Raw genomic sequence first — 17,171 nt, 5'->3', positions numbered from 1 at the left:
AATTTACACCACCACGTAAAAGTGTTAAATTTAGTTCTTGTCAGGTATACGATACGGAGGGAAGCGGGCAATGAAAAATATTTTGTTTATCAATACAGGCGGTACGATTTCTTCATCGGCGGAAGGTCATGGTTTGACGCCAACCCAATCCGCGGAAAATGTAGTGGCGGCTGTACCGGAATTGAAGGATATCTGTCATATTGCAGCGATGAATCTGATGAGTGTCGATAGCACCAATATTCAGCCGGAAGAGTGGGTCACCATTGCCCGCACCGTGCATGAGCAGCTACCAGCGTATGACGGCATTGTGATTGCGCACGGAACCGATACGATGGCGTATACGGCATCCGCACTGAGCTTTATGCTGGGCAAGCTGGACAAGCCGGTCGTAATTACCGGTTCGCAGGTGTCGGTATTAGCAGAATACAGCGATTCCCGTAAAAATATTAAGGATGCGTTCCGTACAGCATCCAGCGAATTGACTGGCGTATTCGTCGTGTTTAATGGCAAAATTATTAACGGCGCCCGTGCTTCCAAAGTCAAAACGAAAAGCTATGATGCGTTCGAGAGCATCAACCACCCGTATATTGGATACTTGGAAGATGATCATATCCAATACAATGACATTCCTGAGGCGTCTCATGCGCCGGTACATGAGTACAATGATCATTATTCACCAGATGTATTTCTGATCAAGCTGATTCCGGGGATGCGCCCTGATATTTTTGATGCGGTGCATCAGCTGGGATATCGCGGTATGATCGTCGAAGGCTTCGGTATGGGCGGTGTGCCTTTCAAAGAGATCAATCTGATCGACAAGATTGAAGAATTGGTACAAAAAGGGGTTAGCATCGTCGTCACCACACAGTGTTTGTACGAAGGCGGCGATCTGACTATCTATGAAGTCGGTCAGCGCGCATTGGAAAAAGGCGTCATTCCTTGCTACGATATGACAACCGAAGCGCTCACCACCAAGATGATGTGGGTACTCGGTCAGTCCGATGATCCGGAACAGGTAGCACGTATGATGGCAACCAATTATGTAGACGAAATTACATTGCCAGAACGCAAGTAACGCGATAGCTGACATTCATAGTAGCTAATATCATCCACATCAAAAGGAGAACTCCGCAATAGGGAGTTCTCCTTTTTGCATCGCATTGTATCCATATGCATACATGTATCTCATAGGAGCTAATAATCATGTGCAGGCTATAGCTGCGGTGGAAACCAGATATGGCGCAAATCAACCCAGCCCTGACTGTTAAATGTAATGCCGCGCACCGTAGGTAGATAAGCGGTTTGCACTGGCTTTTCGTACAATACATGCAGCTGATACCCGCTAACCAAGCGCTGCTGAATATGTGCAAACAGCTCTGTTCGTCGCTGCGGATCGGGTTGCCGCTGGATATCCTGCAAGCGATGCTCAATATCGATCTGTGTATGGCGCTCCACATGACCAGACAACGTCTGGTACAGATCGTACAATCGCAGCTGCTCATCCTGATCGCGAATGAGCGAGAACAGAATCAGATCGGATTCCAGCCGCACATCCCCTTTGAAATGTTCCACTGGCACCGAGCGTACATCGCAATCATATCCCGCGAGGCGAAGTCGATCGGCAATGCGATTCGCATCACGCCGATACTGCGGAATCGTCAGGATGCGTAAGCAGGAAGCAGCTTCAGCATGTGCTGGTACTGTCCTACTATCCACTGTAACTATATGATAGTCTGCCACATCGTCCTCCGCAAAAGACTGCAAGCACTCACAAATATGCCGTCGTACATCCGGCTGTTGCAGCGGCCCATCCTTTTCCGTATTGAATGTCACGAACTTGCGTACAGATACCGGCGAAGGGAGCTGGCTCCATGTATCAGGATGAGAGGCAGCAGCCGGATTCGGAATCACCTGAAATGGCGATACAGGATCACCCACTCCATCAGCATCGTCCTCCAATCGCCGCGTCCGCCACGGAATATGGACAATCTCTACCCGATCCAGATGCGGTCTACCTTGAAAATAAGGCTTGAACGCTTCCAGCATCACCACATTATCCTCACGCTCCACCAGCCGAAAAGGTCCCGTTCCACTCGGACGCAGCCCGAACTCCATTTCCGGTCGCCGATTCAATCCTTGCGGTACGATCCCTGCCCGACTAGTACACAGAAACGGTAAAAATAACTCATTCGGCTGGCGCAGCTGAATATGTACAGCAGCATCATGCAGCGCCTGCACACGTTCCAATTGCCGGAAAATAAACCGATACAGCGAAGGCTGCGCGCTGTTCATCAGCCGCTGAAATGTATACACTACGTCATCCGCCGTCAGCGTCTGCCCATGATGAAACAGCACATCCTTACGCAGATAAAACGTCCAACCTGTCCGCAATTCATCCACTTCCCACGCATGAGCCAGATGCGGCACGATAACGCCAGTGCTACTGTCCTTACGCACCAATCCATCAAAAATATGACTGCATACAAATGATTCTGCTAGCAAATTCATATACAGTGGATCGACCGTATGAATCTGCTGACGAATCGGCAGACGCAGTCGGTCAATCTGTCGATCCTGCTGCATCTCCGAATGCGCACCGAAGTACGATAGTAGCCATTCCTGCAATTGCCCATCCAGCTCTGGCGACCGCGCTTGCTGGCGAATCTGCTCAATACTCGTACGAATATCGCCGCGCCGGATCGTGTGCATCATCGACTCCAATGCAATCTGTTCTGGTGGTACGGCAAATGTCAGTAGCGAACGCTTTCCGCGTCCACGTTGCGATTGCCAGTCTATCCATCCTTGCTGCCGCATCCGCCCGATAATATTCAGCGCATTGCGATGCGTACAATCTAGCACATCCGCCACTTCATCCAGCGTCACCTGATTGATCTGCTGCTCTCCATACCGCGAATGCAGCAGCAAAAACTGCCGATGCAGCTTCATCTGTATCACTCCTTTCCGAGGCAACTACTATATTCCCACATAACTACTTATACAAAGTCTACGAGCCGCAATATGATATAAAATACGAAATTTACGATTGGGTTTCTTCTATTTATTTTCTTATTTTAACATCTACAATGTAACTTGTACCGGCACGATGGTCACTTGCACGTCTGTCATGCAGCCATCTATGATATTGCCGGATTCCAGAACGACTGAATGCGTTCTTCAGAGGGGGGTCCTACCGATGTATGAAAAGCTGATCGTGACGCCACAGCGGGCGGGCATTGTACTAGGTACGGCGTTTGCGCTGGCGGCGATTCATCAGTATTTGTTTTACGATCATACGTATGGCATATCGTACCCGATGTTTGTGATTTTATTTTACTTGTATATGTACATCTATGCTGGCGATTGCTTGCGGCGAGGTTCGTGGTTTAGCCGGTTGTTCACTACGGTGATTATCCTGCTGTCGTTAACGTATGGATGGTTTGCCAATGGATTTTTTTATGTGCTGAATATGCTAGTTGTACCGGGGCTGATTAGCCTGCATATGGCGTATATGCTCAGTTACCGTCGTCCCAATTGGGCGCGGATGTACATTGTCTATGCGGCACTGGAGCATGTGCTGCTGCAATTGCCAGCTCATTTGCCGACACCGCTACGTATGTTATACCGGAAAGCGGCAGGGCGGATGCAGCAACAGCATAAGCGGATAGCAGGTAAAATTCTGCTTGGATTGCTGTGTGCCCTGCCGCTGTTAATTATTATTATCGGGCTGCTGTCTTCAGCGGATGGTATGTTTCAACAGATGCTGATTCATGTGCCGGATTGGTTGCCACGTCTTTCGTTTACCGAAGGAACTTTGCGTTTGGTATGGATCGTGATGATGGGCTTTATCCTGTTCGCTTACGTATGGGGATTTATTCAGCCGTATCGTCGTCAATCGCTGAGCAGCTCGCTAGTTGCAGATCAGCCAGCTTCCGATTCAGCAGCAGGCGCTACAATTCCGTCTGCGTCACCAGCTCATGACTGGCACATAGACCAGCCGAATGCTGCCTATCCGCCTTTGGTTATGCCGCGACTGGATCCGATTATGCTGGCAACAGTGCTTGTGGTGATCAATCTGGTGTATCTGCTATTCGTGAGTTTGCAGTTTTCCTATCTGTTTGGTGCTGGACAGGGGTATTTGCCAGATGGAAGTACGTATGCGGAATATGCACGTAGTGGCTTTGGCGAGCTGGTGCTGGTGACGGGATTGAACTTTGTGATTTTATTGTCGGCATTATATGGCAGCGTCAAAGCAGGAGTGGGCTTACACAGGCTGAATCAATTTCTGCTGCTCATTCTGGTTGTTTGCTCGGCAGTCATGTTGTGTTCAGCGTTTATGCGATTGCTGATGTATGAGCAGGCATATGGATATACGGTTATTCGTTTTCTGGTACATGCGTTCATGCTGTTTCTAGGTGTATTGCTCGTATTGGCAGGGCTGCGTATCTATATGTCGCGCTTGCCGCTTATTCACTGCTACATCGTATTCGGTCTGATCTCCTATGTGCTGGTCAATTACATCGGCATGGATCGCATCATTGCTGAACGTAATATACAGCGGTATGAGCAGACAGGGGAGCTGGATCAGGACTATCTGCTGACACTATCACCGGGGGCAATTCCGATGCTGTTGCGCTTTAGCTATGAACATCAATTGCCGGAGCTGCGGAAGAGACTGCATACGGATAACGAATATGTAGTAACTCGTCATGCCAGTTGGCAGGAATACAATTGGGAAACGCATCGTGCGATTCAACAGCTACGTTTGGATCGTCCGTTATAAATGGATCGCCATATCGTCTTATCTATATCCAACTATACGAATCTACACCAATCTGTACAAAGTCTTACTAGATCAAGGAGGAGATTACAATGAACCCTATTCCAGTATGGATCGAATGGAATATTGACCCTGCGCAATTGCCGCACAGGCAATGGTTTTATGCAGTAGAAGGCGAGATGGTGACCGACCGCGTTCAGATTGCAGCCGAATCGATAGAGCGTAGGGACGAGGACGAGCAGCTGCATGCGTGGGATATTCAGCTGCGTATAACCGGAATAGTGGAGCAGTCGTGGAATACGTATGGAGAGATGCGCTTGCTGCAACAGGCTGCATTTGCCTTGCTAGAACCGGGTGCTAGTTTTCTACTCTGGCATGGATGTGAACTTGCAGTCATTACGGTGCTGGAGGAAGGCTATGTACCGGGATTAACTAGCGGCGCTTCACAGCCGGATCGGTACGAAGTGATTTGAGATTCGATAGTAAGGTCATCATTTTGGAATTGGAAGTTTTTCATAGGATAATATCTATAGAATCGACGCATGATATGTGACGTGTTTGGTAAATTCTTTTATATAGAAGAAAGAGAAAAAACGATCAAAAGCAGCAGTAATACAAGAAAACAGAAAACAACATCGTACGCGGAAGACAATACAAAGGATCACGCATTTGACATACTCAACTGAAAATACAAAAAACAGCTTATTCATCATTAGACGAATAAGCTGTTTGTGTGCAACCGTGTAGCGCCTATCGTATTTGGCACATTGTATTGAGTACATCGTATTGAGTACATCGTATTCACCATACCTTGCAGCGCTAACCATCATTGTATGAACATCCATCCCGATCCTTACCTATCAACGCCTGCCAGCACGGATGTACGACGCGGCTTGCGGTTAACCAGATAAATGCTCACCCCGATCAGCACCAGACCGAGCAGCAGGAACCAAGTGAATGGCTCGTGCAATAACAGTGTACCAATGAATACCGACAACAGCGGCACAAGGAAGGTGTACGAAGCAACTTTGCTCGCATCGCCTGCACCAACCAGTGTGAAGTAGATCATCCACGACAGCGCAATCCCGAAAATAATACCAAAGATCAGCCCGAACCAATACGGTGTATTCCACGTAATATCCGACCAGTTTTCTGTAACAGAACCAGCAGCAGTTAGTAGCGCACCACCTAATGTACATTGGAAGGCGACCATCCAAAGTGCATCGGTTGTCTGATTGGCTTTTTTGATAAATACAGTACCTAGCGCCCAGCTTAATGCTGTGACAAGAGCTAGCACAACGCCAACGACAGCGACATGACCCGAGAATCCGCCTGCACTCACCGAGATCACCCCGGCGAAACCTAGCAGCAAGCCAATGACTTTGCGCCATGACATGGATTCACCGAGCCACATCCAAGCAAATAATCCGACGAGTACGGGCTGTAAATAGACAAGCACCGAGAACAACCCGGATGGCAGATACATCAGTCCCACCGTTTGTAATCCATAAAATAACGCCACATTTAACAAGCCCGAAATGGCATAAGCACGCCAGTTTTGCTTCCAGCGGATCAGCCGTCTGCGTGGCAACATAATGATGATCAGCAGCAATCCGCCGATCAGCGTACGAAGCCCGGCAAACAGCACCGGCGGTGTATAAGCAAGCGCTACTTTATAAATCGACCAAGAAATCCCCCATAAAAAGACTAGCGACGCAATCAGCGCCACCCGTTTCATTGGTGTTAATGTGTTCAACGTGCTTCCCTTCCTTTCCATCCGCAAACGCGTAAAAGCTACCATATGATGTCAGTCAGCACGTTACATCATACGCTTTTTGCATGGAAAGGGCAATCCAAGAAACAGCCGGAGATACAGATGCGAATCTCACCCGGCTGTTTCTTGGAATCATTTGATATTCAATATCCATACTCAAGTACTCAGAAGAAGACATCTTAATCCTGCATATCCAACATTCGCTCTAGTGGTTCGGCATCCACTAGCGTCCCTTTCGATACCTTCAAATACTGATACTCCCCATCAATATGCAGCTTTAATAATCCATTTTCAAAATCCGTATGCATCTTTTTGAAAAAGACACCTTCCGCCACAATCGGCTTATCGGTTTCGTAGCGAATCTGGTAGCCTTTCGGCGTATGAATCACGTCCACCTCGACTCCATCCTCGTGTGTCTCTTCCAGATTGGCTTTCATTCGCTGTACCGCAACGATATGTAGATCGATTGCCCCCAGCTGCTCCAGCAGATCGTTAATTAGCGAACTCCCGGTCATTTCTTCCCAGAAGGAACGAACCGATTGCCCGATAATGAGCTGGGTGACCTGACTGCGGTGTGCTGCCGTCGCAATCGCTTCTGAGAGATCGCGTCCTTCGCGCTGAACGACCATAAAGTTGCCCCCGGCTTCTTCGGTCAACTTTTTCCAGCTGTTGTAATAATTCTGGTCGTCCATATCCAATTCGCTCACGGGTTCATCCAGTATACTCAGTACGATCAGTGGTGCCTGAAGCAGCTGGGCAAGCCGGATACCGCGCCGGATCAGCCGTTCACCATTCAGATTGTAATGTACACCGACCATGATCTTTTCTTCGTGCATGACCTGTAACGCCCCTTTATATAAGTATCAATTGTCATATATCGAACCACTGTGACCCAAAGCGGCTAACAAGCCGTTTGTTCACGCCTATACAGACACTTAACCACCACAGACTAAAAAGAATAATATGCGCTGCAATAATGATTCAAAAAATTTCGTTCCACTGGTAAAGAAGACGTTACGCTACCCGCATCCAAGCTACTCTTTTCAGCATTTGCAGCACCAAGCAGACTTTTATGCCAGTCCACCAGCGCTTCGCCTGCCAGATGCGTACGGGTGAAGCCCCATTGCGACTCATGCTGCTGAATATACTGTATCGCCTGCAAGCTCGTCTGTCCTTTTAAGCGTGTGAAGACAGATGCCCATTTCACCAGATCAAGATGGGTCGTACCGTCGGAAAATTCAAATTCCGCCCAGCCTGCTACACCATTTCCGCAGACACGCAGCAATCCGCAATGTAGAAATTCGCAATGATCCGGCAATGCTAGCCGTTGATGGTCATACACAAACAGCTCCATATGCCGAATACGCGCAGTATCAACAACAGAACAATGGGAACGGACGAGATCTTCAACTAGCGGAACAGCAGTCATGATCATTTTTACATACACTCCTTGTAATGTAAGGTTTCGTTGTGAGCCATCATAGGGCATTTCCGTGATAGCGTAAATGAAATCCAACTGTGATCCTTGCCGATTTGGGATGGAAGATGCTCATGTAATCGGATTCATCTTAGCGATTCATAGCCACATCATCATAATGCTCCGTTTTTCTGTTCTTTTCACAAAATTGCAGGAAAATGAAATAATATGGCGTAAGCAGGCGAATACGAGAGAAAAGTCATTGCATCATTTGCCTGAACCATCAAATTGGCACAAAACCGCATTCCGTCTGCCTTTACTTTGAACGTGGACGGGAGTATGATTCGTCTCAAGTTCATAAATTTCGGCATACGATGATATTCGTATGCTGTTACCAGCTGAATGTCTGTACGTTGTACTGCCATCTGGGTAGATTCGTGCGGAGAGCGGGGGAACCAGCGAAAAGTGCCATAGGTGCTTTTCAGGGGTGAATCGGAACAAAGATGCCTGTTATGTACAACAGCATCGAATCCGTAGGGAGACTCTTACTCCCGAATCCGTCAGCTAACCTCGTAAGCTGAATTAAGAGAGGCGACAATGATCATGACATCCGGTAGGACACAGGTGTGTGCTGTTCGGAATGCTTGAGAAGCGGCGAGGGTACCTCTTGTGCGCTTCTTTTTTGTTTGCCTTCACACATTGGAGGAGAAAAGAGATGGAGTTGGAGCAGGAATCGGAGTTACCAAGGCCCTACGTGCTGGTATCTCCGGCGACGCGGGCAGGAGAGCAGTTTATGCAGCTGCTCAAAGTAAAAGGTATTGATTTTGCCGCGATCGTGAACAGCTATAGTGAGAAAGTCAAAATGGAACGGATGGGCATCCATCATGTGCTGCTGCTGGATACTCAGCGTCAGGATGAGTGGTGTCTACCGCAGATGACGGTCGGTAAAGTATATCTGTTTGAACGGAGCTTGCCCCTGTGCTGCCGTTATATCCAGATGTGCCGTTCATGGACGAGCGATCCGATCTATGTCATTACTGAAAGCAGCAATTCACGCATGATTTACAAAGGTCTGGGCGCGGATCATATTGTCCATACGAATGGCGGCAGTGTCGCCTTTTTGTTGTGACAGGGCGCACAGGCTCATCTCCACTAGAAGCGGGTATAATGATAAAGAATCCACCATCATGCCGCTGCATGCCGTTCTTATCGGTAGCAGACGGTACATACTTACACTTATGAAGTTTGGAGATGATCGTATGACGGACAAAGTAGCACTCATTGCCGGAGCAACCGGATTGGTAGGCAGCGCGCTAACTTCTATACTGCTGGACGCGCCGGAATATCGGCAAATCGTCGTTCTGGTGCGCAAACGTGTGCCGGAATGGGACAACACGCCCCGCATTACCCAGATCCTCGTAGATTACGAGCGGCTAGAAGACCATCTGGACGACCTTGTTGCCGATGATGTGTACTGTTGTCTAGGTACTACGATCAAACAAGCCGGTACACAGGACAATATGTACCGGATCGATGTGACGTATCCGCTGCGCGTAGCAGAACTGGCGAAGCGGCAAGGCGCAACCCAGCTGTTGCTAGTGAGCGCGATGGGAGCAGATCGCACATCCAAGATATTTTATAACCGTATCAAAGGCGAGTTGGAGCACAAGCTGGTTGGGCTGGATTATCCGTCCTTCTCCGCAGCGCGTCCCTCACTATTGCTCGGGGAACGACAAGAATTACGCACTGGCGAGCGCATCGGTGCCGTTCTCGCCAAAGTGCTATCGCCGCTTATGGGCGGGGCGTTAGCCAAGTACAAAGCAATTCCTGCCGAAAAGGTAGCGAGAGCGCTATACCGGATGGCGTGCATGGAGCAGCGGGGTGTACATGTGTACAACTCCGATCGTCTGCATGAGCTGGGAGATGTGCCGGATTCCGCAACGCAGCGGGTTACTTCCTGAATCCGATATTCGCGCATACTATACGTCATCGGGCAAAGAGGATACAATAAAGGTTGGCGAATGTGCATATTTCGGTAGTTTGCTGTGTTGGGTAGGCAATAATATAAGCATGCTTGCGCGGTGCACAAGAATACGAAATGATGATTGCGCCAGATTAAGATGATGGGCAGCAGGATGCTGCCGCGAAATGGAGAATGGATCATGCCTCAATTGGACGACAAACAGGCGGCAACCCAGATTGAGAAATGGATTGCCTTTTACGATATGGATAACCCGAAAGCATGGGACAAAGACGATTATGCTTTTGTGCAGCAATCGTGCCGTCACATGCGCACAGCGGTGCAAACATTGCGCGGCAAAGGAAATGTTAGCCCGGCAGAACGCAAGAAGATCGCCAGCGGGCTGGAGGATTTTATCGAGGATTCGTTTATGGACGATCCGAATGAATGGGAACCGGAAAATCGCGCCTTTGTCAAACAGGCAATGGCAGCGCTGCGTCATGCAGCCGGTGTACTGAAGAAGTAGGAATGAGCTGTAAAATGAAGGGCAACGTCGCCGAGCGGCGGCAATGCCCGAACAGCAGGAGGTTGGTATGAATAGTAATCCGGAACTTAAACCGGTCGCGGAACATAAGCTGGAGATCGAGCTTTGCCCTGCGGCGGACAAGCATATTATTTGCAATATGTATCCCTTTTACCTGTATGACATGTCGGAAATCTGGGATCGTACACCGAACCGGTACGGTGTATTTGAGGAAGATGATCGCTGCGCAACGCTGGCACAGCAAAGTGATGTGTTCAAAATCTGGTGGCAACATCCCGGTATTTTGTTCCCGTTTCTGTTGCGCGTGGATGGTATTCCGGCAGGCTTTGCGCTCGTCTCTACACCACCGTACATTCCGCATGGGGAGCAGGCGCAGTATTTTCTGCATGAGTTTTTCCTAATGCGTTCGTTCCGTGGTAAAGGGCTGGCACAGCAGGCAGCAACGCATATATTTGAACAATTCAAAGGTAGCTGGGCGCTGCATACGAATGCGACCGGGCGCAATATGCACACCCGTCGTTTCTGGCGTCATTTGCTGGCTGATTATACAAATTATAAATATGACGAGGAACCGCTGGAAACCCCAGAGCAGGATCAATTGCTGGCATATCGCTTTAACAATGCCTGATCGTCTGAATGATTGGCGATCTTACTGGCGGCAACAAAATGTGCGTAATAGAGCATCACTGGTGATGCAGATGAAGTAGGCAGCACCTGGTATCATCCCCTCAAGGTAGACAGTGAACAAAGACCTCATGGCACAATGAGATCAACACTGGAAACCAGAGGGGCTTTTTGTTATGTGTATCTATTCATGAATGGTGCAAATGAGGTTGGAAGCGACGAATGAGAGCATGCGTATTCATTAAAGTGTGTTGTTCACTTGTGCTTCCATCCGCTCGCGTTGAAATTTGCTGCCGAATGATATACATTTAGCTAGAAACGGAGGGGGAACGAAGATGAGTCAAACCGCAGAACAAGCTTTTGCCAGAGCATTGGTTCAATCTCTGATCGGGGAAAGAGGGCATTTGCCGATTGCCAAAGCATTATCCGATATTGATCTGGAGCTGTCCGGGCAGCGTGTAGACGGCTTGCCGTACACGATCCATCAGCTGATCAGCCATATGACGTACTGGCAGGATTTCATGCTCGCTCATGTCCGTGGTGAACAGCCGCAGCGTCCGCCGATTCCAGCGGAGAGCTGGCCACAGGAAAGTCGTGCCGCCGATGAGACATCGTGGCAGCAAGTGTTGGACGATTTCTTGCAGGGCATCGATAGTGCCTGTGAGTTGGCGCAGACGTTGGAGCTGGCGACACCGCTCACTCATATCCCAACAGAGACGGTTGCCGGATTCCTGCGCAATATCGCATCCCACAATACGTATCACCTTGGCGAGATTGTGATCATCCGCAGATTGCTGGGAGCATGGCCGCCACCGGGCGGAGGCTATCCAGCGTAAAAGGATTGTGCTGCTTGCAAGTCTTGAACGATTGAAGCAACGAATGCTGTTACAACAGAATGTAGCGGATGTATGATGTATACGATGAAGTGAATATAGCAAACAAAGACCACAGCGTATTCCGGTAAAGGAGAGCTGTGGTCTTGTATATTCTACTGAGGGGTAATTACATTAGACGAAAATATGGTTGATCTGTTCAATCTCTTGTGGAGTTAGCTGCACATCCAGTGTTTTCAGATTATCCAGCACCTGATCGGAGCGTTTAGCACCCGGGATGATCGCGTCGATGGAGTCGCGAGTCAGATACCATGCGAGCACGATATGCGCGATCTCTACGCCTTTGGCACGGGCGATTGGACGCAGTTTCTCGACTTTTTCCAGATTGTGCTGGAACGCTTCGCCTGCGAACAATGGGTCTTGTGCACGCAGATCGTTGAAGCGCGTCTCGCTATTATATTTACCAGCCAGCAGACCAGATGCTAGTGGGAAGTATGGGATAAAGCTGATATTCTGCTCTGCGGTATATGGCAGTAGATCCTGCTCGGCATCGCGTTTGAACAGATTGTAATGGGATTGCAGCACATCGACATGACCGTCTTTGTTCGCTTCCTTCAACTGATCGATCGAAAAGTTGGATACGCCGATGGCACGGATTTTGCCTTCGTCTTTGAGCTTTTTCAGCTCGCCTACGGCTTCATCCTTCGGTGTGGACTCATCCGGGAAGTGGATGTAGAACAGATCGATATAGTCAGTTTGCAGACGCTTCAGGCTGCTCTCCACGCTGTCACGCAGAAAGGCTGGCGAATTGTCGATGCTCACATCGCCTTGTTCATTGAATTTGTGTGCACCTTTGGTAGCGATGACCAGTTCATCGCGCTTGCCGATTTCTTTGAGTACTTCGCCGATTAGCTCCTCGGAACGTTTCGGGCCATAGATGAATGCAGTATCGATAAAGTTCAGCCCGTTGGCAACCGCCGTGCGTACCACTTCCTTACCAGCTTCCTCATCCAGATTCGGATACAGGTTATGCCCGCCAACTGCATTGGCTCCCAGCCCGATTGGATTCACCCACAGATCGCTTTTACCTAGACGTGTTTTGTTCGACATATTCATTCATCTCCTTGTACGTAGTGTGCTTCCCATTGTAGCAGAATTATTTACCAAGTGAAAAGGTCGGGATAATATGATCAATGGTATACATGCGAAATGTTGATTGCTATGTGTATAGGATGATATATATGCCTTGATTGTTGTTGATAAGGCAACAGTTACATATTAGCCAATGTGGATGTGGGTTGAAACGTTTGTGTGGGACATAAGAGAGTTAAACATCATATACAAGTGATGTTACATAGAAAAAACCTGATCAGCCTTTGATATACGCTATCGAGGACTAATCAGGTTTTATAAAATAATATAATATTAAAAATCGTATCTGTACCGTAATTTAATATGCAGGATATTTTTTAATGCAAACCTAATATCAATTTTCTTTTAGTTTCCAAATGGTCTGCTTATTCATATAAAAATCGATAAGATCACTCACATAACCTTGACCATCTGATAAAATGACAATCCCAAAATCTCCAGCATGATTTGGCAAAGTAGAGAATGATGGTGTTTGCACAGGTAATGATTTCAATTGTTGAGCATTGATTTTGTAAGTAATCGGTTTAGTAGAGATCGTATTCATATACAGATCACCTGCTGGGTTAAAAGCAAGATCATAAATCGATTCTTTTGTCGTTGCTGTAATCAGTGTTAATTTGTCGAGATTGACTCCACTCAGACGAAATACTTTATAAATAGACTGATCATTATTTTTGGAGCGATGCGAAACATATAATCTTCCCTGTGGATCAAAGGCCATACCAGTTATAGAACCGGAAGCTAGATCAGAGGATTGCGAAACAAACGGCATATACGTCCTGCTGCTTTGCATGAGTTCACTCGCTGTCAGTGTTTTTCCAGATTGAAGATATTTGGCATCGACTTTGAAAATCATATTGCTCATGCCTGAGCGCGTAAAGAATAAATCGCCATTTGCTTGTACAGCAAGCGCAGTTACATCATTGGTAGCTGCAAGTTTGGTTTTTTGGTTATCTTTCAGTGAGATTTGATACAATCCATAATTGGGATCATTAGTTAGCGGTGTACTGGTTATATATAGATTTTCTTTATTTGCATCCATAGCCTGAATCCCAATCATATACCAATCCGTAAGTTGAGGGGGAGCCAATTGTATCGTTAGTTGGCGCGTTTTCTCAATAGCGGGAATGCCGGCGGCATTGACTACATTGTAATGGATAGTATATATGCCCGTTTTATTTGTATCCAATTGCGATACACTTTTTCCTTCAAACGAATAAGTAACTGTAGCATGAAGATCGATATCTTTCTCATCTTCGATAAATACACCTGGATCTGGATAAGTATCGCCAACATAAGTAGTAACCTGTGTATGTCCATTCAATTTAATGATAGGTCTTGAATCCGGGAAAATACGTTTTAGACTGCTGCCATTGCTGTGATATGATTTACCGTCTGGCAAAAATAACAAGCCCAGCGTGTCTTTTTGCAACAGTTGATCACTTTTGTATGGTTGTATCTTATCACTAGAAATTGGAAACTTCCCTTTTAAAGCTGCTGCTGGAATTTTGTTTGTACCTATAGCAAAATCATAATATTCACTCCAGAGATTTGCTTTGAAATATAGATTACCTGATGTATCAAAACCGATACCATTGATGCCTTCCGTTTCTTCAATAACCGGTTCCAATAGTTTGGATGTTGTATTCCATCTCATTAGTCCATAGCCGTCCAGTTTCTGGTTATCAATGGAGACGTACAAACGATTGCTGGCGTCCATCGCAAGACCACTGATTCCCTTAACGGGCAAGTAAGCATAATTGATGCTTTTGGCAACTAGCTGTTCAGCAGTTATAGACTGTTTGAGAACGGTGGCATCTACTTTTTTGATATACGTATATTCCGGATTTTTAGCGTTAATAACTGGATAATACAAAGCACCTTTGGAATCGATAGCTATTGCACGTATAGGGAATTTAGTCGAGCCATAAACAAGCTGTGTTACCGTACGGGTATTCAGATCAACTTTGGATATGCCATTGTTCTGTTGTGCAATATATGCGGACTCTTTGAAATAGGCCATTCCATTCGGAGTTGGAATATTCAAGTTTTCCAAGCGATAAGCATCTACTACTGGTGGAGCAGCAGGGGCAGGGTCGCTAACAAACATTTTGCCTATTACTGCCTGCGGATAATCCAGATTACTGACAAAGCCTTGACCATCAGCAAGGAAAACAATGCCTGTGTTGTTAGAAGAACGGGACTCTACATATTGAAATTGTTGTTCAGTGATTGTGGGCTGAACTTCTACGAGTACAGTACTTGGTAGCTTAAAGGTACCACCAAATCCACTCCCCTGAAATTGAGCATACAGATTACCACCAGGACTAATTTCGATATCCTGAATGCCAACCATCTCATGCTTAAGCTGAGAATCACCTTCCAAGAAAGGTAGGAAATTCTGCAAGCTGTTATCCGTTGAACGGAAAATCACAGCATGTGGCCAAAAGGATATATTGCCTTGACCGGTGGCAATATATAATCTCCCAGCAGCATCAAAGTCCAGACCTTTTACTGACAATGTGCCTCCTGATAGCTGCTCTGAAGAAAATGGAGTAATCTGTTTTGCCGTTGTCATAACTTCGGCTTGTGTGAGCGGTGTATCAGTTTGCAAATAAGTAGCTTCCAATTTGTAAAAGCTATTAGGCTGATCAGTAAGAGAAAAATACAAATCCCCTGTTTGATTCATAGCTACAGCTTGAACCTTAGGTAAGGTAGCTACAAGGACTGGCTTATAGTCTGCAATGGATACTTTATATATACCACCTTCTGTGCTAGTAGATGTTGCTGGATTCGCGACGTATACAGTTCCATTCGCATAATCCATGCTAACCGGGTTACTGAACTCGAGTTCGTTCAAGCTAGCAGGACGAGCTTTAATTATTACGGTGCGGATTACTTCTTTTGCAGCGAGTTTGTCAGGGTTAACTGCATTATAATGAACAGTATAAGTACCTGCCTTTTTTAAATCGATATGATCCACAGTTGTTCCGTTTAACGTATAAGTAGTACTTATATTTAATCCAGTATATTTTTCGTCTTCTACAAATGCGCCTGCATCTTCATAGGTTTCACCGTAACGTACCGTAACATTTGCTTCACCATTTAATGTAATGATAGGAAGTCCATTTGGGAAGATTCGTTTTATTTGATAGCGATCCGATGCATATGAGGTTCCATCTGGTAAAAATATGATGCCAGGCAATGACTGCGCTGGAGCGAGTGAAGTTTCATAATGATAGGATTCAATCATATTGTTGGATACGGGAATCGTTTGTAGTGCGCTAGCAGGAATCCGATTAATACCATTAGATGGGAATCGTTTATCATTATGGAAAGGGACAGGTTTAAAATAGAGATTGTCACTAGCATCTATGCCAATGCCTGAAATACCCGAAGATTGATTGGTAATAACAGAGTTGAACGTACGAGTTTCATTATCCCATCTCATTACTCCGGTTCCATCTATAAGACTTGAACTGTTTAATGAAATATACAATCGATTCCGAGAGTCAAATACCATACTTGTAATTTGAGGTTGCTCTGATGTAGTGGAGGCAGTATAACGAGCATAGACTGTACTTTCGGCTGCTAACTGTTCAGAGGTGAGGGGTAAGTTTTGCAATGCTTTATAACTGATTTTTTTTATGTAAATATCTAAATCTTGACCATCGCGTCTAACGGTATAGTAGAGATTCCCCTGTGAATCGATAGCAACAGTCTGAAAATCGATTCGACTATCATTAAAAATAGTAATGACTTTTCCTGTAACTAGTGAAGCTTTAGCAAGTCCCTCTCTACTTTTTGCAATATAAAGCTCTTTATTATGATAGGCAATTCCATAAGGTGTAGTAATGTTTAACTGATCAGGAGAATATACTGCTTGATAAACAGAAGTATACACCGTATCTTGTTGAATTGCTGAAGTTGCATATACATCACTTTGGACAGATGGTTTCACAGTAAACGTTGTAGGTGGGGATAGATCTGCTATAACGGTGTTTTGTGCCTTTACAGTCGTGGTAGTCAGTGGCAGCAACAGCACCGTTGCCATACCTGCCGAAATAAACTTTTTCATCATGTTCCTCCT

Annotated in this window: 14 protein-coding genes and 1 riboswitch; of the genes, 8 read left to right on the top strand and 6 right to left on the bottom strand. The window is 46.5% G+C overall.

Translation table 11 applies throughout. The annotated features are described in order from the left end of the window. Positions 1-70 precede the first annotated feature (70 nt). A complete protein-coding gene (locus tag ACDE64_RS22730; RefSeq protein WP_411348404.1) occupies positions 71-1,075 on the top strand; it encodes an asparaginase in 1,005 nt (334 codons plus the stop codon). Between the two features lie 137 nt (positions 1,076-1,212). Here the strand turns inward: ACDE64_RS22730 and ACDE64_RS22725 are convergent, their stop codons facing one another. Further along, positions 1,213-2,946 (bottom strand): ABC transporter substrate-binding protein, encoded by a 1,734-nt coding sequence (locus ACDE64_RS22725; RefSeq protein ID WP_411348403.1) that lies wholly within the window; start codon positions 2,944-2,946, stop codon positions 1,213-1,215. Between the two features lie 247 nt (positions 2,947-3,193). Between ACDE64_RS22725 and ACDE64_RS22720 the strand changes: the two genes are divergently transcribed. Both ACDE64_RS22720 and ACDE64_RS22715 read left to right on the top strand, forming a co-directional pair. Then, positions 3,194-4,780 (top strand): DUF4153 domain-containing protein, encoded by a 1,587-nt coding sequence (locus ACDE64_RS22720; RefSeq protein WP_411348402.1) that lies wholly within the window; start codon positions 3,194-3,196, stop codon positions 4,778-4,780. An 89-nt stretch (positions 4,781-4,869) separates the two neighbouring features. Next, entirely contained in the window at positions 4,870-5,250 is a 381-nt protein-coding gene (locus ACDE64_RS22715; protein ID WP_411348401.1) for a hypothetical protein, read from the top strand. A 380-nt stretch (positions 5,251-5,630) separates the two neighbouring features. On the opposite strand, the gene ACDE64_RS22710 is transcribed toward ACDE64_RS22715, so the two are convergent. The 3 genes from ACDE64_RS22710 to ACDE64_RS22700 form a co-directional block, all read right to left on the bottom strand. After that, positions 5,631-6,533, bottom strand: coding sequence for a DMT family transporter (locus ACDE64_RS22710; RefSeq protein ID WP_411348400.1), 903 nt, complete (start codon positions 6,531-6,533; stop codon positions 5,631-5,633). A 197-nt stretch (positions 6,534-6,730) separates the two neighbouring features. After that, the gene (locus tag ACDE64_RS22705) at positions 6,731-7,387 is read right to left on the bottom strand and encodes a universal stress protein (protein ID WP_411344318.1); all 657 of its coding nucleotides are present in this window, start codon (positions 7,385-7,387) and stop codon (positions 6,731-6,733) included. A 113-nt stretch (positions 7,388-7,500) separates the two neighbouring features. Continuing rightward, entirely contained in the window at positions 7,501-7,986 is a 486-nt protein-coding gene (locus ACDE64_RS22700; protein WP_411348399.1) for a hypothetical protein, read from the bottom strand. A 368-nt stretch (positions 7,987-8,354) separates the two neighbouring features. Continuing rightward, a riboswitch (cyclic di-AMP (ydaO/yuaA leader) is annotated at positions 8,355-8,562 on the top strand. A 121-nt stretch (positions 8,563-8,683) separates the two neighbouring features. On the opposite strand from ACDE64_RS22700, the gene ACDE64_RS22695 reads away from it, so the two are divergent. The 5 genes from ACDE64_RS22695 (at position 8,684) to ACDE64_RS22675 (ending at position 11,932) form a co-directional block, all read left to right on the top strand. After that, positions 8,684-9,097 carry a hypothetical protein gene (locus ACDE64_RS22695; protein ID WP_411344316.1) on the top strand — a complete coding sequence of 138 codons (414 nt, stop codon included), beginning with the start codon at positions 8,684-8,686 and terminating at the stop codon, positions 9,095-9,097. Positions 9,098-9,227: 130 nt separating this feature from the next. After that, positions 9,228-9,929: an oxidoreductase gene (locus tag ACDE64_RS22690; RefSeq protein WP_411348398.1), complete on the top strand. Its 702-nt coding sequence runs from the start codon at positions 9,228-9,230 to the stop codon at positions 9,927-9,929. Between the two features lie 201 nt (positions 9,930-10,130). Then, on the top strand, positions 10,131-10,454 hold the full coding sequence (locus tag ACDE64_RS22685) for a hypothetical protein (RefSeq protein ID WP_411344314.1): 324 nt from the start codon (positions 10,131-10,133) through the stop codon (positions 10,452-10,454). Between the two features lie 67 nt (positions 10,455-10,521). Continuing rightward, positions 10,522-11,100: a GNAT family N-acetyltransferase gene (locus ACDE64_RS22680; protein WP_411344313.1), complete on the top strand. Its 579-nt coding sequence runs from the start codon at positions 10,522-10,524 to the stop codon at positions 11,098-11,100. A gap of 331 nt (positions 11,101-11,431) precedes the next feature. Next, the gene (locus ACDE64_RS22675) at positions 11,432-11,932 is read left to right on the top strand and encodes a DinB family protein (protein WP_411344312.1); all 501 of its coding nucleotides are present in this window, start codon (positions 11,432-11,434) and stop codon (positions 11,930-11,932) included. 171 nt (positions 11,933-12,103) lie between these two features. Here the strand turns inward: ACDE64_RS22675 and ACDE64_RS22670 are convergent, their stop codons facing one another. After that, positions 12,104-13,039, bottom strand: coding sequence for an aldo/keto reductase (locus tag ACDE64_RS22670; protein ID WP_411348397.1), 936 nt, complete (start codon positions 13,037-13,039; stop codon positions 12,104-12,106). Positions 13,040-13,415: 376 nt separating this feature from the next. Continuing rightward, entirely contained in the window at positions 13,416-17,162 is a 3,747-nt protein-coding gene (locus ACDE64_RS22665; protein WP_411348396.1) for an immunoglobulin-like domain-containing protein, read from the bottom strand. Between the last annotated feature and the right edge of the window lie 9 nt (positions 17,163-17,171).

The organism is Paenibacillus sp. WLX2291 (assembly GCF_046603665.1).
GTDB lineage: Bacteria > Bacillota > Bacilli > Paenibacillales > Paenibacillaceae > Saccharibacillus.
The sequence above is the reverse complement of the archived record's forward strand: the minus strand, read 5'-3'. Positions and strand labels throughout refer to the sequence as shown.